At 70.8% G+C, this 25532-nt stretch carries 21 protein-coding genes; 9 read left to right on the plus strand and 12 right to left on the minus strand.

Features of this window, described 5'->3' with window-relative positions; translation table 11 throughout:
* Window positions 1–2: 2 nt before the first annotated feature.
* Window positions 3–665 (plus strand): JAB domain-containing protein, encoded by a 663-nt coding sequence (locus tag ACLQ2N_RS26985; RefSeq protein ID WP_425816764.1) that lies wholly within the window; start codon window positions 3–5, stop codon window positions 663–665.
* A 15-nt stretch (window positions 666–680) separates the two neighbouring features.
* Here ACLQ2N_RS26985 and ACLQ2N_RS26990 read toward each other — a convergent pair whose 3' ends face one another.
* The 5 genes from ACLQ2N_RS26990 to hsdR all read right to left on the minus strand — a co-directional run bounded on the left by ACLQ2N_RS26990 (window position 681) and on the right by hsdR (window position 7546).
* Window positions 681–1871 carry a hypothetical protein gene (locus tag ACLQ2N_RS26990; RefSeq protein ID WP_425816766.1) on the minus strand — a complete coding sequence of 397 codons (1191 nt, stop codon included), beginning with the start codon at window positions 1869–1871 and terminating at the stop codon, window positions 681–683.
* Window positions 1868–3382 carry an N-6 DNA methylase gene (locus ACLQ2N_RS26995; protein ID WP_425816768.1) on the minus strand — a complete coding sequence of 505 codons (1515 nt, stop codon included), beginning with the start codon at window positions 3380–3382 and terminating at the stop codon, window positions 1868–1870. The genes ACLQ2N_RS26990 and ACLQ2N_RS26995 overlap by 4 nt, the downstream gene beginning before the upstream one ends.
* A 1-nt stretch (window position 3383) precedes the next feature.
* Entirely contained in the window at window positions 3384–4325 is a 942-nt protein-coding gene (locus ACLQ2N_RS27000; protein ID WP_425816770.1) for a nucleotidyl transferase AbiEii/AbiGii toxin family protein, read from the minus strand.
* Window positions 4322–4921, minus strand: coding sequence for a type IV toxin-antitoxin system AbiEi family antitoxin domain-containing protein (locus ACLQ2N_RS27005; protein WP_425816772.1), 600 nt, complete (start codon window positions 4919–4921; stop codon window positions 4322–4324). The genes ACLQ2N_RS27000 and ACLQ2N_RS27005 overlap by 4 nt, the downstream gene beginning before the upstream one ends.
* 102 nt (window positions 4922–5023) lie before the next feature.
* Window positions 5024–7546: an EcoAI/FtnUII family type I restriction enzme subunit R gene (gene hsdR / locus ACLQ2N_RS27010; RefSeq protein ID WP_425817109.1), complete on the minus strand. Its 2523-nt coding sequence runs from the start codon at window positions 7544–7546 to the stop codon at window positions 5024–5026.
* A 666-nt stretch (window positions 7547–8212) separates the two neighbouring features.
* Between hsdR and ACLQ2N_RS27015 the strand changes: the two genes are divergently transcribed.
* Window positions 8213–9031: an RNA polymerase sigma factor gene (locus ACLQ2N_RS27015; protein WP_425817111.1), complete on the plus strand. Its 819-nt coding sequence runs from the start codon at window positions 8213–8215 to the stop codon at window positions 9029–9031.
* Window positions 9031–10131 (plus strand): hypothetical protein, encoded by a 1101-nt coding sequence (locus ACLQ2N_RS27020; protein ID WP_425816774.1) that lies wholly within the window; start codon window positions 9031–9033, stop codon window positions 10129–10131. Before ACLQ2N_RS27015 ends, ACLQ2N_RS27020 begins: the two co-directional genes overlap by 1 nt.
* A gap of 165 nt (window positions 10132–10296) precedes the next feature.
* Here ACLQ2N_RS27020 and ACLQ2N_RS27025 read toward each other — a convergent pair whose 3' ends face one another.
* Complete coding sequence (locus tag ACLQ2N_RS27025) at window positions 10297–11223, minus strand: L,D-transpeptidase family protein (protein WP_425816776.1); 927 nt, start codon at window positions 11221–11223, stop codon at window positions 10297–10299.
* A gap of 406 nt (window positions 11224–11629) precedes the next feature.
* Between ACLQ2N_RS27025 and leuE the strand changes: the two genes are divergently transcribed.
* A complete protein-coding gene (gene leuE, locus ACLQ2N_RS27030) occupies window positions 11630–12298 on the plus strand; it encodes a leucine efflux protein LeuE (RefSeq protein ID WP_425816778.1) in 669 nt (222 codons plus the stop codon).
* Window positions 12299–12312: 14 nt separating this feature from the next.
* On the opposite strand, the gene ACLQ2N_RS27035 is transcribed toward leuE, so the two are convergent.
* From ACLQ2N_RS27035 to ACLQ2N_RS27050, 4 genes are all read right to left on the minus strand, one after another.
* Complete coding sequence (locus ACLQ2N_RS27035) at window positions 12313–13239, minus strand: class I SAM-dependent methyltransferase (RefSeq protein ID WP_425816780.1); 927 nt, start codon at window positions 13237–13239, stop codon at window positions 12313–12315.
* Between the two features lie 79 nt (window positions 13240–13318).
* On the minus strand, window positions 13319–15805 hold the full coding sequence (locus ACLQ2N_RS27040) for a YfhO family protein (protein WP_425816782.1): 2487 nt from the start codon (window positions 15803–15805) through the stop codon (window positions 13319–13321).
* A gap of 3 nt (window positions 15806–15808) precedes the next feature.
* Window positions 15809–17200, minus strand: a complete 1392-nt coding sequence (locus tag ACLQ2N_RS27045) for a polysialyltransferase family glycosyltransferase (protein WP_425816784.1) — start codon at window positions 17198–17200, stop codon at window positions 15809–15811.
* Complete coding sequence (locus tag ACLQ2N_RS27050; protein WP_425816786.1) at window positions 17200–18177, minus strand: glycosyltransferase family 2 protein; 978 nt, start codon at window positions 18175–18177, stop codon at window positions 17200–17202. The genes ACLQ2N_RS27045 and ACLQ2N_RS27050 overlap by 1 nt, the downstream gene beginning before the upstream one ends.
* Window positions 18178–18386: 209 nt before the next feature.
* On the opposite strand from ACLQ2N_RS27050, the gene ACLQ2N_RS27055 reads away from it, so the two are divergent.
* Genes ACLQ2N_RS27055 through ACLQ2N_RS27070 form a run of 4 tightly spaced genes read left to right on the plus strand, consistent with a single transcriptional unit; the run spans window position 18387 to window position 23006 of the window.
* On the plus strand, window positions 18387–19736 hold the full coding sequence (locus ACLQ2N_RS27055) for a DUF6716 putative glycosyltransferase (protein ID WP_425816788.1): 1350 nt from the start codon (window positions 18387–18389) through the stop codon (window positions 19734–19736).
* A 32-nt stretch (window positions 19737–19768) separates the two neighbouring features.
* Entirely contained in the window at window positions 19769–20989 is a 1221-nt protein-coding gene (locus ACLQ2N_RS27060) for a cytidylyltransferase domain-containing protein (RefSeq protein ID WP_425816790.1), read from the plus strand.
* Between the two features lie 11 nt (window positions 20990–21000).
* The gene (locus ACLQ2N_RS27065) at window positions 21001–21936 is read left to right on the plus strand and encodes an N-acetylneuraminate synthase family protein (protein WP_425816792.1); all 936 of its coding nucleotides are present in this window, start codon (window positions 21001–21003) and stop codon (window positions 21934–21936) included.
* A gap of 11 nt (window positions 21937–21947) precedes the next feature.
* The gene (locus tag ACLQ2N_RS27070; protein ID WP_425816794.1) at window positions 21948–23006 is read left to right on the plus strand and encodes a hypothetical protein; all 1059 of its coding nucleotides are present in this window, start codon (window positions 21948–21950) and stop codon (window positions 23004–23006) included.
* Between the two features lie 21 nt (window positions 23007–23027).
* Here the strand turns inward: ACLQ2N_RS27070 and ACLQ2N_RS27075 are convergent, their stop codons facing one another.
* Both ACLQ2N_RS27075 and ACLQ2N_RS27080 read right to left on the minus strand, forming a co-directional pair.
* Window positions 23028–23402 (minus strand): type II toxin-antitoxin system VapC family toxin, encoded by a 375-nt coding sequence (locus tag ACLQ2N_RS27075; protein WP_425816796.1) that lies wholly within the window; start codon window positions 23400–23402, stop codon window positions 23028–23030.
* Window positions 23402–23644 (minus strand): type II toxin-antitoxin system Phd/YefM family antitoxin, encoded by a 243-nt coding sequence (locus tag ACLQ2N_RS27080; protein WP_425816798.1) that lies wholly within the window; start codon window positions 23642–23644, stop codon window positions 23402–23404. Before ACLQ2N_RS27080 ends, ACLQ2N_RS27075 begins: the two co-directional genes overlap by 1 nt.
* A gap of 399 nt (window positions 23645–24043) precedes the next feature.
* On the opposite strand from ACLQ2N_RS27080, the gene ACLQ2N_RS27085 reads away from it, so the two are divergent.
* A complete protein-coding gene (locus ACLQ2N_RS27085; RefSeq protein WP_425817113.1) occupies window positions 24044–25273 on the plus strand; it encodes an amidohydrolase in 1230 nt (409 codons plus the stop codon).
* Window positions 25274–25532 lie beyond the last annotated feature (259 nt).

The raw sequence follows: 25532 nt of genomic DNA on the forward strand, positions 1-25532 counted from the left end.
GCATGAGGGAGGTCCCGGCGCAGGATCGGCCGCGAGAGCGGCTGCTCGACCGGGGCGCGGAGGCGTTGTCCGACCGGGAGCTTCTCGCACTGCTGCTGGGAGCGGGACTGGCCGGTCAGGACGCCGTGGAACTGGCGGGACGGTTGATCGCCCGGCACGGTGGGCTGCACGCGCTCTCGCGCGTCCCCGCCCACGAGCTTGCCGCTGGTCTGCCGGGTGTGGGCCCGGCGAAGGCGGCGCGGGTCGCGGCAGCGTTTCAGCTGGGACGGCGGGTGTCGGCGCAGCAGGCTCCCGGCTTGCGGCGAATTTCCGGCTCCGCCGACCTGGCGGCCGTCGCGAGCCCTCTCCTCCGTGGCTTGCGCCATGAACGCGCGCTTCTGGTGACCTGCGATGGGGCGGGCGCGATCCTCCGGACCTCCGTCCTCACCGATGGCGCGTCCGACCGCACTCTCGTGCCGGTCCGAGACACCTTGGCGCGTGTTCTCGCTCTCGGGGGTGCCGCGTTCGGTGTCGCCCACAACCACCCCACCGGCCGCCTGACGCCGAGCGATGCCGACCGCCTCACGACCACCCGCCTGGCGACGGGCGCGGAGGCGGTCGGTCTGCGATTCCTCGACCACGTCGTGGTGACGGACGGGGGATGGCGACGAGTACCGCTGGAGTGACCCCGTCCGCCTGACCTACAGTCGCCCGCCGAAGGCGGCGTCTAGAAGGGATGACCTGAGGGCCTTCGCGTCAGCGCCTTGCTTCATATTCAGTTCTCTGAAACTTTCCCTCCGAGACTGAATGTCATTCAATTTTCGAATGGTTCTCACTCTCTCCGCCCCCGAAGGAGGGATGGGGATATCGACTCTCCTGAGGTACTCGGCCGATACGCGCTGCTGCCCAGCCGTTCCGGACATAAAGGGAATAGCGGAATCGATAAATTTGCGGGAGCGGACTACTCGGTGAATCCATTCGGCATCACTCGCATCACGAGGGCGAAGTACGTGAAATTCGGTTGATCCGAAACCGTGCATCGCGGAAGGGTCTTGGAAAATCGCAGATTTCCCATTCTGCATGCAGGGCGTAATTCTTGCAAAGATCACATCTCCTCGAATGAATAGTTTATGTCCGGCGCGCACTTCACTGGCAAATTTGTAGTCCGCCGCATCGATGACCCCTCTCTTTCCGTTTACTGCCGCCATCGGAATGAATGCCACGCGGCTTTCGCCATCGGGGCGCACCGTCCTCGGGTTCACCTCCGCAACCGACGAGAGTGGACCAGTCTGCCAGCCCTTTTCCAAGCAATCGGCGATGATGGCAGATTCTTCGGCATCCAACGCGCGGTTCACCAAAATATCTCTGACGCGAACGCGATCCTCGATTTCTCGTTGATTCATCAGGGCCGAGTCCAGCTTGTCGGCGATACGGCGTTGTTCGGTGACGCTGGGCAGGTGAATTTTCTTTGCGGCAAAAGTCCGCGCCCCAAGTGTTCGATTGCGCCCCGCTGACCCAGGTGACGCACTGCGAACTACATTCAATCCCGGTCCGCCGTAGAAGTAGTGGAGCAAATAGCGTGCATCGGCAATTTCAGGATTCACCCGATGGGTCATAAATCGGTGCGAACCGATCATGCCCTTTTCCTGCTCAGAGGCGATAGCTACAGCCCCTTCCCAGGCGAATACATTGCTGAAGATGATGTCACCTGGTTGGATTCTGAAGACCTTTTTCCCGGCGATTGCCTCGGCCGTAACGGGATCCTTGTGGAAAATCCCCTTCCCGAACGAGCGCAGACCGATCTCACGGTAGCTCTCTCCCGCCGCGGGGCTGATTGGCCTGCGCACGAGCTTGATAACGTCTTCGACCGTGTACTCAGTCAGCTCGGTCACTTCTTCTCCAGCTTCGCCCGCAGCTCCTCAAGCATCTTAAGGATCGCCGACTCTGTCCTCACCAGCTCGTCCACTAGCTCCTCCGGAGTTCGATGAGCCGGCTCATCCCCGATGTGCGGGTTGGCGCGGTCCAAGTTGTACCCGTCGGCGATGATCTCTGCCGCCGGGACTGACCACGCGTGCTCCCCTGCCTCGCGGCCCTCACGAGACTTGCCGCCCCACCATGCCACGCAGTCGTCGTACTCCTCCAGCCGCTGTGGCTTCGTCTTCGTGTAGCCACGGCGGCCCTCAGGAAGCGGGACCTCGTAGAACCAGACGTCCCGCGTAGGGCCGGTCTTCTCGAAGAAGAGGATGTTGGACGGGATCTGCGTATAGGGCGCGAAGACGCCCTGTGGAAGGCGGACGATGGTGTGCAGGTTGCACTCCTTCATCAACTTCTTCTTGATCTTCGCGCCGATCGAGTTCTCGCCGGAGGCGAAGAGCGAACCGTTCGGCAGGACGATGGCGCACCGGCCACCCAGCTTCAGCTGGTCCAGGATCGAGTACAGGAACAGCCAGGCTGTCTCCTGCGTCTGGAAGGCGGACGGGAAGGCCGTCACGACCGACGACTCCTCCTCCCCGCCGAACGGCGGGTTGGTTAGGACCACGTCGACCTTGTCCGCTGCCTGCGAGTTCCGCATGGTGAGGAGCGCGTTCTCGCGCCGAAGACGGGGGGCGTGCACACCGTGGAGGAGCAGGTTCATCGACGCCAGCAGATACGGCAGCGGCTTCTTCTCGATGCCCTTGAGGTTCGCGTGGAGCTCACGCTGCTCCGTCTCAGTCTTGACCCTCCCCTCCAGTTCCTCGTGTGCCTGCACCAGGAATCCGCCGGTCCCGCAGGCCGGGTCGAGGATCGTCTCGCCGAGTTTGAGAAACGACTGCCGCACCATGAAGCGGTTGACGGGACGCGGGGTGTAGAACTCACCGGAGTCGCCGGCCGCGTCGCGCATCTCCCGCAGGATCGACTCGTAGACGAACGCCATGGTGTGGATGTCGTCATGAGAGATGAAGTGAATCTTGTTGACGATGTTCACGAGGTCACGCAGCAGCGTTCCCGACTGCATGCGGTTGACGACGTCCTTGAAGATCAGCGAGATAACGTTGCGCGGGTCCTCCGCCCCTCGGTCGGCCGCACTGTCCAGGCCCGCCAGGTAGGGGATGAGCTCGTCGTTGACAAAGGTTTTCAGCTCATTGCCGCTGAGGTCTTCGTCCGTCGCCCAGTCCGTCCAGCGGTAGGGCTTCTCGATCGCCCGACGGTATCCGCCCGGGTCCAGTGCCTCGCCCTCCTCCTCGACGCGCTCCTCGAACGCCTTGAGGAACAGGAGCCAGGACAGCTGCGGCAACCGGTCTAGATCACCGTTCATGCCGGCGTCCTTGCGCATGGTGTCGCGCGCGGACTTGATCAGTGACGCAAGGCGAGCCTGAGTGGTGACGGGTGCCTTGTCCGCCGCTTTCCTTTTGGTCGTTGCCATATCAGTTCAGTTGGTCCTTCTGCTTGTTCTGTCCTGGAAGTGCGGTGACTCCATCGTCCTGCCCCGCGTCCTCGGCGAGCGTCCGGGCCCACAGGTCACGGACCAAGGCCATCGCGGCGTCGAGGGTCGGTGGAATGCCGGTCGCCAGTTCCCCGGCGATCTCCGGATAGTCGTCCCGCCACCGCGGCGGCGGGTCAGGAAGCACGAGGGGAATCTCGTGCGTGGCTCGTACCGCGAACACGTGTCGCACAGCCTTCAACAGGTCCCTGTCGCCGGAGAGTCCGCTCTCGATCAGGAGCACGAGGTCCACCAGGTCCTTGACCCTGGTATTGGGCCGATCGCCGTAGTCGCGGGTGAGCGCGTGGAGTTTCTCCGCGAAGTGCTGACTTCGGTCGACCGCCTCGATCGCACGCGCCGGCGCCCCGGCGAACTCCAGTGTGTTGGGGAGGGGCAGGCGCTCGGTGAGTGTGATCTCCTCGCCGCGGTCGATCACGTCTACCCTGACACCGGCGAAGACCTTCCCCGCCAGGTGCGCCTCGACAGAAAAGCGCCACCCACCCCGCCCGGCGACGTCCGCCTTCAAAGCTACCGGTGCGGCGACCCGGAACCGGAATCCGTCGGCGTCGAGGTCGCAGTCCAGAGCCTCGATGAGTAGCTCGCGGACCGTGTCCCCGTCAAGACCTCCGCCGACCGGCTCAGGCCGTACCGCCAGGTCGAGGTCCTTGGTGGTGCGTGCGCGCCCGGTAAAGCGGAATTCCATGACGGCACCGCCCTTCAGCACCCAGCCCCCGGTGCAGTCCTCGGCCAGCCGCGCCGCAAGGCGGTCGAAGACGACCAGTCGCCGGCGTCGAGCCAGGTCCGCACCGGTCTCGGCGGCCTCCTGCTTGAGTCGCGCCTCCAGTGCCCTTCTCAGGTCCGCCGCATCCCGGTACCGTCCTGTCACGAGAGAGCTCCGAGCGCGCGCTCGATTCCCAGCTCGGACCGTGGGCCGCAGAGCTGGGCTGCGTGCAGCAGCTTCCGACGGGTGATCATTCCGCGCTCCAGCGCCTCGGACACCGCGGATTCGAGCACGTCCTGGTCTTCCCCGTCGGTCGCACACTCCGCCAGCGCCCTCAGCGGCGTCGTCACCCGGTACCCGGTACGTCCCTCGCTGTCTCCGTCGGCGAGATCGGCATGGTGCAGGATCACCGCGTCCGTGGTCTGTCGGAAGGCGCGAGGCACGGTGAGATGGATGCGGGAGGGGTTGGCCACCCCTAGGTCATGGGCCGCCAGAGCGCTGGCATGTGAGATCACCGCGCGCCCCCTGCTCCACAGCGACCAGCGAACGAATTGCTCGTCGCCTTCGCTCGGAAGATCCGCGAATTCGCGGAAGCGGTAGATTGCCCGATCGACCGCGAGCCAGTTGCCGTGCTGCGCGTGGTAGCGCTGGGCCTGGTACGAGTACCCCGCCTCCCGGGCCTGGGCGGCGGTGAAGTACCCCCGCTGTCCGGCGGCGATCCGCCAGAGCGCAGCCCGGGTGTCCGTACGATCTCTGAGCACCTCTCCAGCGTACAGGACTGAAAAAACAAAGTTGACTTTACTTCAATGCGCTTTGTCAACATCAAAGTAAAGTCAACTTATACTTATGCGCTTCACCTCAGATCAGACCGCGGTGAGTAGTCGGGCGGCCAGATCGTCGATGGCCTGATGTGCTTTCCCTGGCTCTCCGAACCGGCTGGTCAGCTCGGCCACCCGCCCCATTTCGGTGAACGGCGGTACCCTCAGCGTCTCTACCTTCAACTGCGGTGACCCGGACTCCTCGAACTTGAGGAGCATCGCTTCGAGCACCTCCTTTGCCCGGTCCCCGAAGGAGTCCAGGAACTCCGCGTGCTCCCGGCGGAACCACGTCAGCCGTTCGTCCCGGCTCACGACGGCGAGCCCGTCCCAGGCCACGGACACCAGCAGGTCCACGGGGTCGACCTCGCGCATGCCCAACTCCTCAGGCAGACGCTCCACGTCGATCTGTGCCGACTTCAGCGCCGCCATCAGAGCGGCTCGGCTCTTCGCCTGCGCCCACTGAGTGCGCAACTGGGCCGGATCGAGATCGAGTTCCAGGACCCGGTCATGCACCCACTGCTGTACGGTCACGAGCTGGAGTCGTTTTCCGTCGTCCTTGAGGATGTACCGCAGCTCACCCACCTTGTAGACGTCGACATCCTTGACCACGTACCGGTCCCTGGAGCGGGAAAGAATCCTCTCGATCTCCTCGTCGTCTGTGATATCGCCGTCCTGCATCGCTGCCGCAGAGCCGTCATCGGCGCCGAATACACCGCCGTCCTGCTGTACGTACTCCGCCTCGGGTTCCGCGGCCGACTCGGGGTCCGCACTCGGCTCGGACTCACGCGCAGGGGTCAGATCCTCCGAGCCCACCACCTCACCCTGATCGTCGGTCCAGTCTCGGATCACCTTGAGCGGCGGCCCGTCGAAGGCCGGATCGTCGAAGAGCCGCGACGCCTCGACGAAGTCGATGATGTCGAACGACTCCTTGCCGATCTCCGGGCAAAGTCGAGTGCCTCTGCCGATGACCTGCTTGAACTCCGGCATAGAGGCCATGCGCCGGAACAGCACCACATTCCGCACAGGTGGCATGTCCACCCCCGTCGACAGCAGCTTCGACGTCACCGCGATGACCGGCTCGTTGCTGTCCGCCTTGCGGAACTCCTCCAGCGCTTCGCCACCATGCGAACCGTCGTCTCCGACGATGCGCCGCACGAAGTCCGGGAGCACGGCGACCTCCTCGGGGGCGGCGTTGAACAACGCGGTCCGCATTCGGGCTGCGTGGTCGTTGTTCTCGCAGAAGACGAGGGTCTTGCCGAGCCGCCCCTCCTCGGCCGTGGCCCGCAGGTGGTCTAGGAGGTACCGAGCCGCCAACTCGGTCCGCTCGAGGATCACCATGACACGTTCGTAGTCCTTGGGGCCGTAGAGATCGTCAGGGATCTCCCGGTTGTATATGTCCTTCTCACCCGGCTGCGGCCGGTAGCCCTCAACGTCCACGTTCAGCCGGACCCTGCGCAGTCGGTACGGCGAGAGGAACCCGTCTTCGATACCGTCCTTGAGCGAGTACGTGAAGACGGGGTTGCCGAAGTACTCGTATGTGTCGGTCTTCCGCCTGTCATCGGCGACCGGCGTAGCCGTGAGGCCGATCTGCACAGCCGGCGAGAAGTGCTGGAGAATCCTCCGCCAGCGACCGTCGCTAGAGGCGCTTCCGCGGTGGCACTCGTCCACGATGACGATGTCGAAGTAGTCCTCCGGGTACTCCCGGTACAGCTCCTCTCCCTGGTCACCGTGCTCCAGGGTCTGGTAGAGGGCGAAGTAGATCTTCCGTCCGCGCTTGGCCTCACCTCCCGTGATCTTGTGGACGTCGTCCTTCCCGAACACTTCCTGGAAGTAACGGTCCTTGGGATCGTCGACGAGCATGTTGCGGTCAGCGAGGTACAGCACACGGGGTTTACGGCCGCCGAATGCCTCGGGGGCGTTCATCAGCCGCGCCACCAGCTGGAGCGCGAGCATGGTCTTGCCCGTGCCCGTCGCCAGGACGAGCAGGATGCGCCGCTCGTCGCGGGCCAGAGCGGCCAAGGCCCTTGTCACGGCCACTCGCTGGTAGTAGCGCGGTCGCTGGGATGTGCTGTCGGAGTTGCGCAGCGTGTAGTCGTACGGGGTCGAGAGGAGTCGCTCGCCGAGCGGTGTGTCACTCACACCCTGGTCCTGGAGGAATCGCCCCCAGAGCTCCTGCGGCGAGGGGAACTCCTGGATGTCCCGGATCACCGGCCGCTTCGGGTCGCTGAAGTCGATCTCCACGATGTCGCGGCCGTTGGTGGCGTAGGCGAATCTCAGCCCCAACTTGCGCGCGTACCGCCGCGCCTGCTCGACCCCGTTCTCCGCGCTGAGCCGGTATCGCTTGGCCTCCACCACGGCGATGGGCACGTCCGCGACGTACTCCAGGACGTAGTCGGCGACCAACGGCCTTCCCTTGCGGTGACGCCTCTTGGTCGGGACGAGTTGGCCGTTGTTGATCCCGTACTGGGACCTGATCTGCCGAGTGGTCCACCCGGAGGCCGCGAGTGCCGGAAGGACGAACCGCTTGCACGTCTCGTCCTCGGTCAGCTGATTCGAACCGAAGGTCATGGGACCAGGTTTACTGCATGTCTCTGACGGTTGAGCCGGGAGGGCGGAATCAGCCACTGCTCCGGCCGGTTTCCCCTGGATTGCCGGCTCGGCAGCAGCACGGCAGCCGGTAACCGGGCTGACTGACGGTGAGCGAAGGTGTACGCGTTCGCTGCGGCACTCCCCGGCTTCGACCGCATCGGCGAACGCTGTCCCGATCCACGAGATCTCTCGTTGACCGGGACTCTCTTCGCCCGCGTCGGCGCGCGACGCGACGTTGCCGCAGCGATCAGGGGACGGGGTCTGAAGCTCGCACAGCGAGGCGGTACTACGCATCCGCCGACAAAGGATCGGGTGCTCGCCGACCGCGTTGGTCACGCGTTGGTCATGCAAAGGCCCCGCGACCCGCATATTGCCTGGTCAGAGCCGGTAAATATGAGGACGACCGGGGCCGCCACCCCCCACAGGAGAGGCCCCGGTCGTCTTCCGCGGGGCCGCAGGACGACCCCGTACTCATCTCTGCGCCGTGGGTGCGTTTTCTGTCACACCGGGGTGGGGCGATGGAATGTTGCGGGTTGTACAAGTCATGGACGCGGTGCACGCCAAGGACGTAGCGTGCTGAGTCGCGCAGGGTGGCGCGGCAGTGGTGACCAGCTGCGATTCGGACAGCAGGGCAGGGTTGAGGTAGTGCTGGGGGACGACGCGGGGCTTACTGCCGCGGTGCTCGCGGCGCAGCGCGGGGACGAAGACGCCTTCCGTACTGTGTACCGCGCTGTGCAGCCGCGGCTGCTTGGCTACATAAGGACGCTGGTGGGGGAGCCGGACGCCGAGGACGTGGCGTCCGAGTCGTGGCTTCAGATAGCCCGCGACCTCGACCGTTTCAGCGGGGACGCCGACCGCTTCCGGGGCTGGGCCGCGCGCATAGCCCGCAACCGGGCGCTGGACCATCTCCGGATGCGCGGCAGGCGCCCCGCCGTCGGCGGCGACGAGACGGAGCTCTCCGACAAGCCGGCCGGCTCCGACACGGCCGACGAGGCGATCGAGTCCCTGGCGACCGGGCGCACCATGTCGCTCATCGCCCAGCTGCCGCAGGACCAGGCCGAGGCGGTGGTGCTCCGTGTGGTGGTCGGCCTCGACGCGAAGAGCGCCGCGCAGACGCTCGGCAAGCGGCCGGGCGCGGTGCGCACCGCCGCCCACCGGGGGCTGAAGCGGCTCGCCGAACTGCTCGGGGCGGACGCGGCGGGAACCGCGGCCTCGCGCCCGGACGGCGGGGACGGGCAGCCCGGCCCCGCCCCCGTCCCCGGCACGGCGGACAGCGGCCGGCGGTACGGGGCGGAGCCGGAGGGCCCCGGCGGCCCCTCGGCGTCCTTCCGGGAGAATGCGGAGGACGCGCCGGGACGGGCCGGAGGGTTCGGTGCCGTACCCGTGCAACGCCCCCCGCACACCGGCCTGGTGGCTCCCGCCGGTGTGACGCATTCGCGTCTGTGGACGCAGAAGGACATGTGATGGCCGACGAGCAGTACGCATGGCTTGACAAGGAAGCCGCGGAGAAATTGCTCCGCGGCGAACCGGTCGACCCTGCCGAAGGCCGTCCCCGCCAGGACGCCGAACGCCTGGCCACCGCCCTCGACGCCGTCGCCCGCACCGCCCGCCCGGCCACCGGTCAACTGCCCGGCGAGGCCGCCGCGCTCGCCGCCTTCCGCGCCGCTCCCCGCCGCCTGCGCACCGCCGGGGCCACCGCCGCGCAGGGCGACGACGCCGGGACGGCGGTGCTCCCCCCGGTTCACATAGGCAGGGCGGCCGGTCCGCGCGGTGACCGCCCGTTCCGCTGGAGCCGGCCCCTGCGCTTCGGTCTCGCCGCCTCCCTGGCCTGCTGCGCCATAGGAGGGGCGGCCGTGGCCGCCGGGTCCGGGGTGCTGCCCGACCCCTTCGGCCGGCACACCCCCTCACCGGCGACCTCGGTCTCGGCCGCCGAGTCCCCCGAGGAACTGGGCACCGACGTGGTCCCCGACGAGGAGACCTCCGCGCCCCCGCCGCCGGGCGCACCCACTCCGGACGCCCCGGCCCCCGGCGGCCCTGCCGACACCGACGACGAGGACACCGCGCGCCCCGGCGGCGGCGCGTCCCACGACGACCGGAAGGGCGAGGACGACGGGACCGGTACCGGCCGGACGGGCGGCGGCAGGACCGGCGGCGGTGCGGACGCCGGTGACGACGCCTCCGACGACGGCGGAAACGGGGACCCCGCGAAGGGGGCTGGCCACACGGGCGACGGAGCCCTGGGCCCCTGGTACGCCAAGACCCTCCAGGCGTGCCGCGACTACCGCGACGGCACGCTCGACGACGACCGCCGCACCCGCCTCGAAGCCCTGGCCAAGGGTGCCCGCAACCTGGACCGGTTCTGCGACCGGCTGATCGCCGCCGAGGAGGGCAAGCACGGCGCGGGTGACACCGGGCAGGACGACGACGCCTCCGCGCCGCTCCCCTCCATCCGGTTCACCGAGACGCCCGGCGGCCCCTCGACGGCGGCCATCGCCCCGGACCCGGAGCCCACGGACTCCGCCACGCAGGACCCCCGGCCGGCGGCCTCCGCGGCGGCCCGCTGACCGTTGCTACCGGCCGGTGTGACGTTTTTCGGCCTGCGGACGCTGTACGGGATGAGCCGACTGGTCATCGGCAGCGCCCTGAGCCGGGGTTCCCCCCGTACCTTCGGCTCGGCGCACATGGCGCGGGCGGGACACGTTCCCCCGGTCCCGCCCGCGCCCCTCGCCTCACTTGTAGACGACGACCTTGTCACCGGTGCGCACCTGCGCGAAGAGGGCGGCGATCTTCCCCTCGTCCCGGACGTTCACACATCCGTGCGAGGCTCCGTTGTAGCCGCGGGCGGCGAAGTCCGACGAGTAGTGCACCGCCTGGCCGCCGCTGAAGAACATCGCGTACGGCATGGCCGTGTGGTAGATCGACGACACGTGGTGGCGCGACTTCCAGTACACGGAGAACGTGCCCTCGCGGGTCGGCGTGTACTGCGAGCCGAACCGCACGTCCATGGACGAGACGACCTTGCCGTCGATCATCCAGGACAGCGTGCGGCTGTTCTTGCTGATGCAGAGCACCCGGCCCGTCAGACACCGCTTGTCCGGCTTCGCGACGGGGCGGGTCGTCGGCGGGTTCAGCTCGGCGGCCGTCGGCTCGTGCGTCATGCCGAGCAGCTTCTGCCAGGTGACGGTGTCCGTCTTCCCGGTCCGCGGCAGACCGCGCTTGCCCTGGAAGGACTGCACGGCGGCCACGGTGACGGTCCCGTAGTAGCCCGTGGGGGTGCGGTCGAAATGCCCGATCTGCCGCAGCCGGGCCTGGAGTTCGCGCACCTGCCTGCCCTCGGACCCGCTCGCCATCAGGACCTTGCCCTGCGGATCGGCCGGCGGGGTGGTGCGGGTCGCGCTCGGCTTCGGCGACGCCTTGGCCGGCTCCTTCGGCTTCTTCGACTCCGGCTCCGCGCTCGCCGACGGGCTCGCGGAGCCGCCGCCCGGCTTCGCGTCGTCGGTGGGCGAGCTGCTGCCCGCCGTCGCCGAGGGCCCGGCCGACGCACCGGCCGCGGGCTGCTCCTTGCACCCGGCGGTCACCCCGGCCATCGCCACCACGGCCACCACGGCGGCCCCTCGGAGCGCGTAACCGCGCCCGGCCCTGCCCGTGCGTATCATCCCAGCCCCCTGCATCCTCGGCCCCGGCGTCCTCGGGCCCTGAACCCGCGTATCTCATGGGACGGGTTCCCGCCCCACGCGGTTGCCGAACCCTGAGGAATGGGGGAAAGCGCGGCAGGCGACGTGCCCCGAGGGAAAGACGCGAGGACTACGCGCAGGCGGGCATCCCGGTGTACGTCGTGGCCGACCGGAAGCACGACCTCGTGCTGCTGTGCACCGATCCCCGCAGCGGCGCGTGCAGGAACAAGACGCACCACAAGCGGGGGCATCGTTCCTGGTGCCGGACGAGGTCGGGGTCGGGAGGGAGCTTTCGGTCGACCGCCTGCTCGACGGCGACGAGGACTGACGAGATCACCGCGGAACCCTCGCTTCCGGGGCGTCGTGGCGGCGTGCGAGACTCCGTCCCATGCTGGGTGTCACCGACCTTCCGACCTATCTCGCCGGCCTCGTCCTGATTGTTCTGCTGCCGGGGCCGAATTCGCTGTACGTGCTGTCCGTCGCCGCGCGGCGCGGGGTGCGGACCGGGTACGTGGCGGCGGCCGGGGTGTGGACCGGGGACACCGTGCTGATGACGCTGTCCGCGCTGGGCGCCTCGTCGTTGCTGCAGACGACGCCCGTGCTGTTCGCCGTCGTCAAGTACGCGGGCGCGGGCTATCTCACCTGGATGGCGATCGGGATGCTGCGGGCCGCCCGGTCGATGTGGCGCGAGCGGCACCGGCGGGTCGCCGAGATCACCGACGAGGAGCGGGCCGAGGCGCAGGCTCCCGGCAGCATGGAGCGGCCGTACCGGCGGGCGCTGGTGGTCAGCCTGTTCAACCCGAAGGCGATCCTCTTCCTGATCTCGTTCTTCGTGCAGTTCGTGGACCCCGGGTACGCCTACCCCGCCCTGTCGTTCCTGGTCCTGGGCACCCTGTTGCAGCTCGCCAGCTTCCTGTACCTGTCGGCGCTGATCTTCGGCGGCACCCGGCTGTCCGCCGCGTTCCGCCGCCGCCGGCGGCTCTCGGCCGGGGCCACCTCGGCGGCGGGTGTGCTGTTCCTGGGCTTCGCCGCGAAGCTGTCGCTCAGCAGCGTCTGACGGCGGAGACCGGGTCACTCCGCCCGCAAGTACGCCGACGTCGACACGCGGCCGAGCAGCCGCAGCCGCGATCCCCCGTCCGCCAGATGCTTGTCCAGGGCCTCCTGGACGCCCGGCCACGCCGCGTCGCCGTAGTCGTCCAGCACCACGACACCGCCGGGGGCCACGATCTCCTCGACCCATTCCAGGTCGGCGGCCACCCCCGCCATGGAGTGGTCGCCGTCCACCACGATCACCCCGTACTCCCGGTCACCCGCCTCCGCCCGCACCTCGGGCGCGCTGGAGAAGCCCTGGACGATCCGGGGGTGGTGCGTCGTGCCACCCCCGGTCAGCGCCAGGTTGGCCCGCACCACGTCCTCGCGCACGGGGGTGCCCGTGGGGTCGGCGCCCTGCGAGGTGCCCGGCTGGAGCTGGGAACCGGCCAACGGGTCGACGATCGTCAGCTCCGGCTCCAGCCCCGCCCGGTGCGTCGCCCGGGTCAGCGCGGCGGCGAACAGCCCGTACAGCGTGCCGATCTCCAGGATGCGCCCGTTCGGCGGGGCCAGCAGCGGTACGGTCGCCAGCTTGCCGCACACGTTGGACGTCGAGCCCGCCAGCCGCCCGACGCCCAGCGCCTCCAGGGCGACCACCGTGCGGTAGGCGGACACCACACTCCGCCGCGCCGCCGCCCCGTTCCCGGTCAGCGCCCCCACCTCGCGGACCAGCCGCTCGGTCTCCTGGGCCGGGGGCATCCGGTGCGCGCCGCGCCCGGTCCCGTCGAGCAGCAGCTCCAAGGCATGGCGGCCGGCCCGCTCCGCCTCGTACGCCCGCCGCAGGGTGGCGAGTTCGCCGCGCAACGGCTCGGCGGCGCGCTCCACGCGCTGCTGGATGCGGCGGTCGACCAGGGCGGCGGCGGGGCGCAGGGCGCGCCGTGTCAGGCGGTTGTTCAGTAGGGAGACCATGGCTGGGAACGTACGCGCGAGCGCCGGGCCGCCCCACCACGCGGAGATGAAGTCTCGGTGTCGTCGCGGGTGTACGGGTTTACGCCTCCCCCTTGCGCCGCCGCCCGATCACCCCCACGGCCACCAGCCCCAGCAGCGCCACGCCCCCCGCGAGGCTCCCCGCCTTCAACCCGGGCGGCCGGTACGAGCAGTCGAGCACCGGCCGGTCCCCGCTCACCGGGGCCGCGACCAGCCCGAGGTACGAGTCGGCCGGGCGGCCCCCGCAGCTCCAGCCCGCGATCCGGGGCGCGGCGAGCACCGCCAGACCCCGTGTGCCCGTGGGCAGTTCGGCGCGTACACCGCTCCCTGTGACCGTCACCCGCGTCGCCCCTGTCCGCTTCAGCCCGGCCACCGCGTCGGCCAGCCGGCCCCGGTCCAGGCAGCCCACGGCCTCGTGCGGGACGGTCCCCGGCCGGGCCACCCGCAACGAAACGGCGAGCGCGCCGCCCCCGTCGCCGAGCTTCCGCAGTCCGGCCCGCCGTCCCGGCAGCTCGCCCCGGTAATCGACCTCTTCGGAGCCCCCGAGCCGCGCGTGGCCGAACAGGTCCGGTGCCCACAGATGCACCTCGCTGCCCGCCGGACAGGCCGCACGGAGGGTGTACGTGCCGACCCGGACCGCGTAGTCGTACGCGCCCGCGTCCGGCGCGTCGGTTCCGTCCGCCGCGCGCAGGGTGGTGGCTGGCACCGTGTAGACGGAGGCGCCGAGCAGCTTCTCCTGGTTGCGGAACGGAGAACGGCCGTAGCGCTCTTTCCCGTCCGGCAACTGACGGACCGTCACCAGCGGCGGCGCCTCCGCCCGCGTCACCGTGACCGGGCGGGCGTCCGGGCGGTTCCAGCCCTGGTGCGGGTCGCGTGGCATGTGCACCCGGGCGCCGACGGAGAACACCGCGTCGGTCACCGGGTTGTCCAGGTCGTGCAGGGCGCGGCCGTTGGACGTCCAGCCGGCGCCCAGGGCGAGGAAGGTGCGGGTCAGCGCGTCCGGGGTGTGGCTGCTGTAGTACGCCCCGCCGTGGCCGCCGACCAGCAGCGGATCGTTCGCCGTGCTCTGCTCCAGACCGGGGTCGGTCCGGTAGCGCGGCCAGCCGTCCGCCTCGGCCACCGCCGCCGCCTGAAGGCGCTGCCGCTCGCCCCAGGGCGCGTAGTCGTCCAGCCGGCCCAGCCGCTGCCGGTCGGCGTACGCGGTCGTCGCGGCGGCCTGCCCGGCCTGCGCCCCGACCAGGAGGAGCGCCGCCAGTACGGCGTACCGGCCGCGCCGGGCCAGCACCAGGGCGCCCGCCACGGCCACCAGACCCCCCGCGAACAGCGGGTACGTCCACGCGGTGACCAGGGCGCTGGACGCGGCCCCGGCGCCGATCAGCACGAGCACCCCGGCACCGCCGAGCAGCGCCCGCCGGTCCGGCCAGGCGGAGGCGACCGACAACCAGGCGGCGATCACCAGGAGCCCGGACAGCACGAACGTCTGGCGGTACGGGCTGCCGTTGGGCGTCGCGAAGGCGTGCCACAGCAGATGCGTCGGCTCCCACTGCAACGACAGCGCGACCCCCGCCACGAGCCCCGTCCACACCAGGCGTTCGGTGCGCGGGACGGCCCGGTGGAAGGCCAGGGCGCCCGCCAGGAGCAGGGCGCCGGTGCCCAGGAACACCGCCGGCGTGAAGAAGCTGTACGTTGCCGGCAGCAACCGGGCCGCGACGTCGGGCCAGGCGGCCGGGGCGAAGGTGCGCGTCCAGCCCGGGTAGGCGTGCCGCGTCCCGAGGAACACCGGCACCAGGACCGGCGCGGCGAGCCCGACGCCCAGCAGGACCGTCCGCACCGCCCGCCCCAGCCCGCGTACCCGCTCCCGGCGCGTCCCGTCCTCCAGCACCAGTCGCACCACCAGCACCAGCGCCGCACCCAGCGTCGCCATGTACGCGGTGTAGAAGTTCGACACCCAGGCCAGCGTCACCAGCAGCGTGCCCAGGACCGGCCGCCGGCCCGTCCGCGCCCACTCGGCGGCCAGGCACAGCAGCGGGAACGCGATCAGCCCGTCCAGCCACATCGGGTTGTACACGGCCTCGATCACCGACCACCCGCACAGCGCGTACGAGGCCCCGAGCACCACGGCCGCCCACTCCCGGCCCCGGCCGCGACGGAGCGCCGTCAGCAGCCAGGTCATCGCGGCCGCCGCCGCCCCGGTCTTGACCAGCGTCACCGCGTACACGGCCAGGTCGATGCGGTCCCGGGGGAAGACCCCGACGAGCAGGGCGAACGGGCTGCTCAGATACGTACCGAAGTCGGGCAGGAAGCTGGTGCCGAAACCGGACTGCCAGTTCAGGAACAGTCCGCCGTCCGCCCGCCCGTGCAAGAGGTCCCAGAGGCGGGCGTGGAACGGGACGAACTGGTTTCCCAGGTCGTTGACGCTGCGGGTGTGCGGACTGAAGGGATAGCTGCGGGCCACCGCGTCCCCGGCGCAGATGCTGAGGGCGGCGAGCACGGCGGCCAGGGCGGCGGCCCGGCCGCGCGGGGAGCGGAATATCGGGAGTTTCCTCATGGCTCAGCCGGCCGCAGCCCTCTTCAGCGTGCGGGCCCGGCGCGCGATGCGGCGGACCGTCGCGTTGCGCGGGATGAACGTGAGCTGCGCGGGAATGGCCCCGGGCAGCCCGAGCGCGGTGAGCCGCCGCCGCTTGAAGTACCGCCGGACGCTGTCCCGGTGGCCGTTCAGATAGCGTTCGGCGGCCGGGCGCAGGGAGGCTTGCAGCTGCGGCTGCATCGCGTAGCCGACCGCGCCGACCAGTCCGGCGGCCCCGCGCGCGATCGCCCCGGGCGAGGGCATCGACCAGCCGGTCACCGCTGCCGGGTCGTCCAGATCGGGGAGCAGCGCGTCCACGATGGTCAGGGGGATGCGGTTGCTGTTCTGGTACGGGCTGAGCTGTTGCAGGAGCGGGCCCGTGCCCAGGCGGGCGACCGGCAGTCCGTAGAACGAGGCGGCGGTCAGCAGCGCGGTGGAGAAGCAGCCGACGACGAGGGCGGGGCGCATCGACTCGAACAGCGTCTCGGCCAGGACCGGGCTGTCGGCCACGGTGAGCGTGGCGCCGAGCCGCACCGCCTCCTCCTCCAGGGCGCGCGTCCAGTGGGCGGGCGCGCTGGGGTGCGGTTTGAAGACGATACGGGTGTGGCCGAGGGCGACCGCGCCGCGCACCATCCCCGCGTGCAGCTCCTCCTCCTGGCGGGGCGTCAGAATGCCCAGCGTGGAGAGGTACTGGCCGAGCAGGAGGGCGGGGGCCGCACCTTCGCCGGGGAGGACGGGGGCCGCGACCGGATCGGCCAGCTCGCCCAGCACCTTGAGGAAGGCGTCCGTCGGGACGACCTCCGGCTCCACCCCGAACTCCGTGAGCAGCAGCGGCTTCAGCCCCGGCACCAGGTCCAGGTGGAGGAGCCGGCGGATGCGGGTGCCGACCAGCTGGTCGAGCCGGCTGCGGGTCGGTCCGTAGCTCATCAGCCCGTCCGCGTACACATGCAGCGGGCTGTCCCCGAAGACCGTCGCCAGCGCCTGCGCGGGGTTGGCCTGGATGGATTCGCAGGCCAGCTCGACCGGTCCGTCGCCGAGGTCCCAGGCCGCGCGCACCGCCCGCTCCCACAGCGGGGCGTCCTGCTCCCGGGGGGACCAGCCGCCCGGGTGGAACGGGCTGATGAAGTCGTTCCAGGACCGCACCGCGTCGAACTCGGCGGCCAGCGTCTCGAATCCGGGGCGGTGGTGCAACGGGGTGCCCAGCTCCGGGGCGGGCGAGGTGTCGCTCACGACCAGGATGCGCCGGTGTGCGGAGCGCGGCCCGAACATGCCGGAACGCAGGGCCGCGACGAGCGTGGCGGCGGCGTACTGCGTGCACGCCGAGAAGATCTGAAGGGTGGACCGGCCGGCCGGCGCGGTGTCCGTGCTGCCGGGCATCAGGCCGCGACCTCCCGGGAAACGGAGCGGCGGCGCACCCGGCGCAGCCGGTCCGCACGGCGCTCGCCCAGCGAATTCAGCGTTTCCGCGAGAATGTCCTGGGGCATGCGCCGCAGCGAAGCCGCGCTCATCGAGCGCAATTTCCTGGCCACTGCTGGTTCGAACCTTTCGATGGATTCCAAATGGTGCGCCATGACCGCGCAGTATGTACGCACGGCCTTCGGCATCAGCCGGTCCGCCTCCGGATCCAGGGCCGTTTCCTCCAGTACCTGGTCGAACGCGCGGATGAAGTCCAGCTGGCGCACATCGCCGATCTGGGTCAGCGAGGAGGCGACCCCGCGCCGGTAGAAGATCCCGGGCAGTCCGACCGCCGCGAAGGACGCGGCCTCCCGGTGCAGCCGCCAGATCCACGGCCGGTCCTCCGCCGTGCGCAGCCCGTCCCGGAACCGCAGCAGCCCCGAATCCGCGAGCCTGCGGTGATAGGCACCGGCCCAGGCGTACGCGTAGTCCACGGGCGTCGACCGGTCGGCCGGCAGGATCACCTCGCGCGGGCTGACCACGGTGTTGCGCAGCCCGAACGGAACGCGGTGGACCGTGCGCACCCGGTCGGTGAACTGCACATGGTCCGTACGGACGAAATCGCAGCCCAGGGCCGTGATAGCGGCGAGCAGCCGCTCGTAGTGCCCGGGCGCGGCCCAGTCGTCGCCGTCCAGGAACGTGAGGTACTCGCCGCGCGCCGCGTCGATCCCCGTGTTGCGCGCGGTGGCGAGGCCTCCGTTCCGCTCGTGCGGGACCAGCACGGCACCCGGGAGGTCGCGCTCGGCGCGCCGCAGGATGTCCAGCGTCCCGTCGGTCGAACAGTCGTCGACGAGGATGAATTCGACACCGTCGCGGGCATTGGCCCGCAGACTTCTCAGGGTGTCGGGGGCGTAGGGCCGAACGTTGTAGAACGGCACGATGACGGAGAGCTTGACCACGCGGACCACGCTAGGCGCCGGTCCGGCATTTACCCTGGACCCGACGGGTACACCAGGTGAACGAAGAATGTCGGGACAATGAACCGGCCCGTTTCCCCGCCCCGGAACGCCCTTTCCGGCAGCTGATTCTCCGGGTGTCGGCGGGCTGTTAACCCGCTGTTGCCGTCACGTTGGGCCGCGAATCCGAATGCCTTCCTAAATTCGGAGGCGTGCCACGACGTACCGAAAAGACGACCGCCCTCAGGGCAGCCGTGATCGCCGACTCCGACACCCGGTGGAAGTGGGGCGCGCTCACCGCGCACCGCCTCACCGCCCCCGTGTCCGGGGCACCCGCGCAGCGGGTCGAGATCAGCGGACTGCTGCTGCGCGGCCGGGCGACCCCGACCCCCCGCCAGCTCGCCGAGGTGGGCGACGTGGGGATTCCCGCCGACCGGGTGCGCGAGGTCACCGCCGTCGAATTCCTGCACGCCGTACGGGACGAGGGGTACGACGTCGTCGTCCTCGCCCTCGTCGGCGGCGCGGTCCAGGCCATGCTGCACGGCATCGCCGCGCTCCGGCTGCCCACGAGGCCTGTCCTCGTCACCGGCTACGTCGGCGTCGTCTACGAAAAGCTCACCGACGGGCTCCTGCTGCGCCACGGCGCCGACGTCGTCCTCGCCAACTCCCGCCACGACGCGGAGCGTTTCCGCACGGTGTACGAGGGTGTGGGCGCCGACGCCTCGGCCGTCACCGAGGCCGCCCTCCCGTTCCTCGGCGGCGAGCCGTACCGCCCCGAATCCGGCCGCGACACCCTGGTGTTCGCCGCCCAGCCCTCCGTACCGGAGAACCGCGCCGACCGGACGTACCTGCTGCGGCGCCTCGTCGAGCACGCCCGGCTGCACCCCGGCCGCGAGGTCCTGCTGAAGCTGCGCTCCAAGCCCGGCGAGCACACCACGCACATCGAGGAGCACCCCTACCAGCGGCTCGCCGAGCGGCTGCCCGGCGGACTCCCGCCCAACTTCCGCCTGGTGTACGGGCACATGGGCGAGGTCCTGGACCGCACCGACCTCCTCGTCACTGTCTCCTCCACGGCCGCCCTGGAGTCCCTGCACCGCCGCATCCCCACCGCGGTCCTGACCGACCTCGGGGTGCGCGAGGCCCTCGGCAACCACCACTTCACCGGCTCCGGACTGCTCACCTCCTTCGACCACCTCGACGGCGGCGGGCATCCGGAACCCGACCCGGAATGGCTGGCCGGCCAGGGCGTCGCCGCCGACGGCAGCTACCCCGCCGCGTACGACACCGCCCGCGCCCGGGTCACCGCACTGCTGGCCCGGGGCCGGCTGCCCGACCCGGCGCCCTACTACACGCCCGCCACCGCCCCCGGCTACCTCCCCGGCATCCTCGCCCGCCACCACCTGGCCCCCGACGGCCACCCGCTGCCCGGCGCCGCCGCGCCCCGCGAGGCCGGCCGGGTCAGGACGGCGGTGCGCGAGGCGGTCCGGGACGCGGCCCGGGGCGCGTACCGGCACGGCGTCCAGCGCGTCGCCCCGGTCGTCCGGCGGATGGGGGAGCTGTGAACACCACCGACACCACACTCACCGGAGCACCGATGAACCGACCCACCGTGCTCGCCGTCGTCCCCGCGCGCGGCGGCTCCAAGGGCGTACCGGCCAAGAACCTCGCCCGGGTCGGCGGTGTCCCGCTCGTCGCCCGCGCCGTCAACGCCTGCCTGGCCTCCGGCGAGGTCACCGACGTCGTGGTGACGACCGACGCGCCCGCCGTCGCCGAGGCCGCCCGCGCGGCGGCCGAAGCCCTCGGGGAGAGCGGCCGGCTGCACTGCGTACAGCGCCCCGAGGAGATCGCCGGCGACACCGCGACCAGCGAGGCCGCCGTGCTGCACGCCCTCGACGCCTACGAGGCACTGCGGGGACGTACCGCCGACGTCGTCCTGCTCGTCCAGTGCACCAGCCCCTTCGTCACCCGCGAGGACATCGACGGGGTCGCCGCCGCCGTCGCCCGCGAGGGCGCCGACACCGCCGTCACCGTCGCCCCCTTCCACGGCTTCCTGTGGCGCGACGGCACCGCGGTCGAGGAGCACAACTACGGCGTCAACCACGACAAGCGGGTCCGGCCGCGCCGCCAGGACCGCCCCGAGGACCTCCTGGAGACGGGCGCCGCCTACGCCATGGACGCCGCGGGCTTCCGCACCCACCGCCACCGCTTCTTCGGCCACACCGCGCTGGTCCGCACCGACCCGGCCCGCGTCCTGGAGATCGACGACCCGCACGACCTGGCCCGCGCCCGCGCGCTCGCCCCGCTCCTGGACCCGGCCCCGCTGCCGACCCTGGACGACATCGACGCCGTCGTCCTCGACTTCGACGGCACCCAGACCGACGACCGGGTCCTCGTGGACTCCGACGGCCGCGAGACCGTCGCCGTGCACCGGGGCGACGGGCTCGGCATCGCCGCCCTCCGCAAGGCGGGCGTACCGCTGCTGATCCTGTCCACCGAACAGAACCCCGTCGTCGCCGCCCGCGCCCACAAGCTGCGCGTGCCCGTCCTGCACGGCGTCGACCGCAAGGACCTCGCGCTCAAGCAGTGGTGCGACGAGCAGTCCCTCGCACCCGAACGCGTCATGTACGTCGGCAACGACGTCAACGACCTCCCCTGCTTCGCGCTCGCCGGCTGGCCCGTGGCCGTCGCGAGCGCCCACGACTCGGTGCGCGCAGCGGCGCGCGCCGTGACGACCACCCCGGGCGGTTCCGGCGCCATCCGCGAGATCGCGGCCTGGCTCCTGGGCCCCACCCTCACCACAGCCCCCACCGAGTAAGGAACACCCTCATGAGCACCTCCCGCCTGCGCACCCTCGGCAACCGCACCGCCGGACCCGGCAACCCCGTCTACATCACCGGCGAGATCGGCATCAACCACAACGGCGACCTCGACAACGCCCTCGCGCTGATCGACGTGGCCGCCGAAGCCGGCTGCGACGCCGTCAAGTTCCAGAAGCGCACCCCGGAGATCTGCACCCCGCGCGACCAGTGGGACATCGAGCGCGACACCCCCTGGGGCCGCATGACGTACATCGACTACCGCCACCGCGTCGAGTTCGGCGAGGACGAGTACCGGGCCATCTCCGAGCACTGCGCCGAGCGCGGCATCGACTGGTTCGCCTCGCCGTGGGACACCGAAGCCGTCGCCTTCCTGGAGAAGTTCGACGTCCCCGCCCACAAGGTCGCCTCCGCCTCGCTCACCGACGACGAGCTGCTGCGCACCCTGCGCGCCACCGGCCGCACGGTGATCCTCTCCACCGGCATGTCCACCCCGCGCCAGATCCGGCACGCCGTCGAGGTGCTCGGCTCCGACAACATCCTGCTCTGCCACGCCACCTCCACGTACCCGGCGAAGGCCGAGGAGCTGAACCTGCGGGTCATCCACACCCTCCAGCAGGAGTACCCCAACGTCCCGATCGGCTACAGCGGCCACGAGACGGGCCTGCAGACCACCCTCGCCGCCGTCGCCCTCGGCGCCGCGTTCGTGGAGCGCCACATCACCCTGGACCGCGCCATGTGGGGCTCCGACCAGGCCGCGTCCGTCGAACCGCAGGGCCTGTCCCGCCTCGTCCGCGACATCCGCACCATCGAGGCGTCCCTCGGCGACGGCGTCAAGAAGGTGTACGAGTCCGAGCTCGGCCCGATGAAGAAGCTCCGCCGGGTCCCGGGCGTCGTGGCGGAGAGCGACGCGGCGGCCCCGGCCGCCGAGCCGGTCGCGGTCTGACGGGCCGGCCGGTGAACCTCGCCTTCGTCGAGAGCCCGGTCCAGCTCCTGAACGTCCTGGAGTGGGCCGTCACCGAGGGAGGCGGCGGGCGCGTCCTCACGGACGTCACCGTCGTCGTCCTCCCTCCGGTCGACCCGATGTCGCGCGGCCAGCTGCGCCGGATGGCGGAGCTGGCCCGCGACGAGGGCATGACCGTGCGCTGGCAGGAGGCGCGCGGCGACTCGGGCACCCCCCTGAAGTCGCTGCGCGCCCTCACCCGGCTCGTCCGCAACGCCGACCACATCGTCATCGGCGACCCCTTCTCGCGCTACGTGCAGCTGCTGCTCTCGCTCGTACGCCCCCGCCGCCTCACCGTGGTGGACGACGGCACCGCCACCATGGAGTTCGTCGCCCAGCTCACCCGGGGCGAGCGCCTGGTGCGCTGGCACCGGCGCGGCGGCCTCAGCCCGCGCGAGCTGGCCCTGGCCCCGGTGACGTCCACCGCGCGGCGCAGGTTCACGCCGTCGGCGGCGCGCGAGGTCGAGCTGTTCACCGCCATGCCCGTGATCCCGCCGCCGGGCGTCACCCTCATCCCGAACACCTTCTCCTGGACCCGGTCCCGCTTCGGTCCGCCGTCGCTCACCAAGGGCGCGGACCTGGTCGGCACCTCGCTGGTCGAGACGGGCGTGGTGGACCGGGCCCGCTATCTCGAGGCGGTCGCCGCCCTCGCCCGTACGCACGGCGCCACCCGCTATTTCGCGCACCGCCGTGAGTCCACCGAGAAGCTGCACGCCCTGGAGGCGGCCACCGGCCTGGAGATCGTCCGCCCCGACCTCCCCCTGGAGCTCATCGCCCGCCGCGGCCCGATCGGCCGCACGGTGCTGAGTTTCCCGTCCACCGTGGTGCACACGCTGCCCCTCGCGCTGGCCGGCACCGAGGTGAAGGTCGCGGTCTGCGACATCGCCCCGGAATGGCTCCACGAAACGGCGTCCCCGCGCGCCCAGGGCTTCCTGAGCGGTGTCACGGAGACGGCCCGCGACGTCCACCGGCTGGCGTCCTGGGGTGTGACGGCGGTGCCGGGGGAGGCGTGAGGGGACGGGGCGACGTCGTACTCAGACAGGCATGACCTGAACGTCGTAGGAGGGGATCCACTTGTCGCGGGTCAGGATGGTCATTCCCTCGGTCTGTGCCTGAGCGATCAGTATCCGGTCGAAGGGATCGCGGTGGTGCTCGGGCAGCCTGCCCGCCCGGACGCCGTGTCCCGCAGTGACCGGGAGCGAGGTGAACTGGCTGTCCCGCACCCGTTCCGCGAGGTCCGTCGGCCCGTCGAGCTTCCCGAGGGACTGCTTGATCGAGATCTCCCACGGGGTGACAGCGCTGACGAAGACGGACGGCTCCGTGTCCAGCAGGTGCTTGACCTCCTCGGTGAGCTCCGGGGAGTCGTCGAGCCACCACAGGACGACGTGGGTGTCGAGCAGCATCTTCATCAGCGCATCCCGAAGGCGTCGGCCACGTCGTCCGGCAGCTCGTCGAAGTCGTGGCCGATGCGGATCTGCCCGCGCAGCGAGCCCCGCCCGGTCCGGGCCACCCGGGTCCTCAGCGGCACCACCTTCGCCACCGGTTCTCCGGCCTTGGAGATGACCACCTCCTCTCCGGTGGCCACCTGCTCCAGGATGCGGGAGAGGTGGGTCTTGGCCTCATGGACGTTGTACTGACGAGCTGCTTCCACGACTGCCTCACGAGGGTGGGTGCGGGGGTGGACTAATCACTGGACTAAGCGTACTCCGTGGTGCGCCGCCTTGCTCGGCTCCCGGGTCTGCGTCCGGCGCGGCCGTCGCGGGCGGGGCGGGGTGGACCTGCTGGCGGTGGGGGCCCTGTGCGTCACGCCGGCGCCGTTCCCGATACGGGGGCGGCTCTGCGGGGCTGAGCACGTTCCCGCCGGTCGCGACGTGGCGAACCCGGTGACGGGCGCCCCGCGGCCGATGCGCCGGGAAGCGCGGCAGTTTACCCATCCCGCGCGCGTCCCACACGCCGGGACGCGGCCAAACATTCGCCTGTGTGGCTGAAGTTTTCTTGTTTCATGGTCAGTTGAGGAGGGAACAGGCTTACCCTTCAAAAGGTGAGCCAGTTGATCTGCCCCGAGTCCGAAGCCGGTCCCTCCCAGGGGGCGAGCCTGCCCGGCACCCTGCCCGACGTCCTGCGCGCCGAGCTGATCGCCTTCCGCAGGGACCTCCACATGCACCCCGAGCTGGGCAACCAGGAGTTCCGCACCACCGCCGCGATCAAGGCCCGGCTGGAGCGGGCCGGGCTCGCGCCGAAGGTGCTCGCCTCCGGGACCGGGCTCATGTGCGACGTCGGGACACGCGGGGAGGACACGCGGCCCATGCTCGCGCTCCGGGCCGACATCGACGCGCTGCCCATCCCGGACACCAAGAGCGGTGTCCCCTACCGCTCCACCGTGCCCGACCGCGCCCACGCCTGCGGGCACGACGTCCACACCACCACCGTGCTCGGCGCCGGCCTCGTGCTCGCCGAGCTGGACCGGCAGGGGCTGCTGCCCAACCCGGTGCGGCTCATCTTCCAGCCGGCCGAGGAGGTGCTGCCCGGCGGGGCGCCCGACGCGATCGACTCCGGGGTCCTGGAAGGCGTCGGCCGGATCATCGGCGTCCACTGCGACCCGAAGGTGGACGCCGGCCGGATCGGGCTCCGGGTCGGCGCGATCACCTCCGCCTGCGACCGCCTCGAACTCTCCCTGGACGGACCCGGCGGCCACACCGCCCGCCCGCACCTGACCACGGACCTGGTCACCGCCGCCGCCAAGGTCGCCACCGAGGTGCCCGCCCTGCTGGCCCGCCGGGTGGACGCGCGGGCCGGACTCGCCCTGACCTGGGGGCGGCTGGAGACCGGCCACGCCTGCAACGTCATCCCGCAGCACGCGGAGCTCTCCGGCACGGTCCGCTGCCTGGACCTCGAGGCGTGGCGCGAGGCCCCGGACCTGGTGCACGCCGCGATCGACGAGGTCGCCGGGATGCACCGCGCCAAGACGGTGATCAACTACGTCCGGGGCGTCCCGCCCGTCGTCAACGAGGCCGCCGCGACCGACCTCCTGGCCGGCGCGATGTCCGCGCGCCGGGGGCCGTACGCCATCGAGGACACCGAGCAGAGCCTCGGCGGCGAGGACTTCTCCTGGTACCTGGAGCGCGTCCCGGGGGCCATGGCGCGCCTCGGGGTCCGCACCCCCGGTGACACCCGCGGTCTCGACCTCCACCGCGGCAACTTCGACGCCGACGAGGAAGCGATCACGGTCGGCGTGGAGCTCTTCACCGCTTCCGCGTTGCTCCACGTCAACCATCCGTAACCGGACAGGTCGCCTGGGGGGCGTCCTGCCGATCATGGCCGGGTCCGCGACGCCTGGCACGGCACCTCGCGGCGTTGTCGTCAATCAACAACGCTCCTTCCCCAAGTTCTCGGCTCCGCTCGAACAGGGGAGACCCCATCTGCCTCAATCCTCCGCCTTGCGATGCACCGCACCAGGCGCCGCGGCCTGACCGGCCCTGATCGGCAGGACGCCCCCCGTTCGCGACGATCCGATAACGGCTTCCGTACAGGGCTTTATC

Origin of the sequence: Streptomyces sp. DT224 (assembly GCF_049844595.1) — a bacterium.
GTDB lineage: Bacteria > Actinomycetota > Actinomycetes > Streptomycetales > Streptomycetaceae > Streptomyces.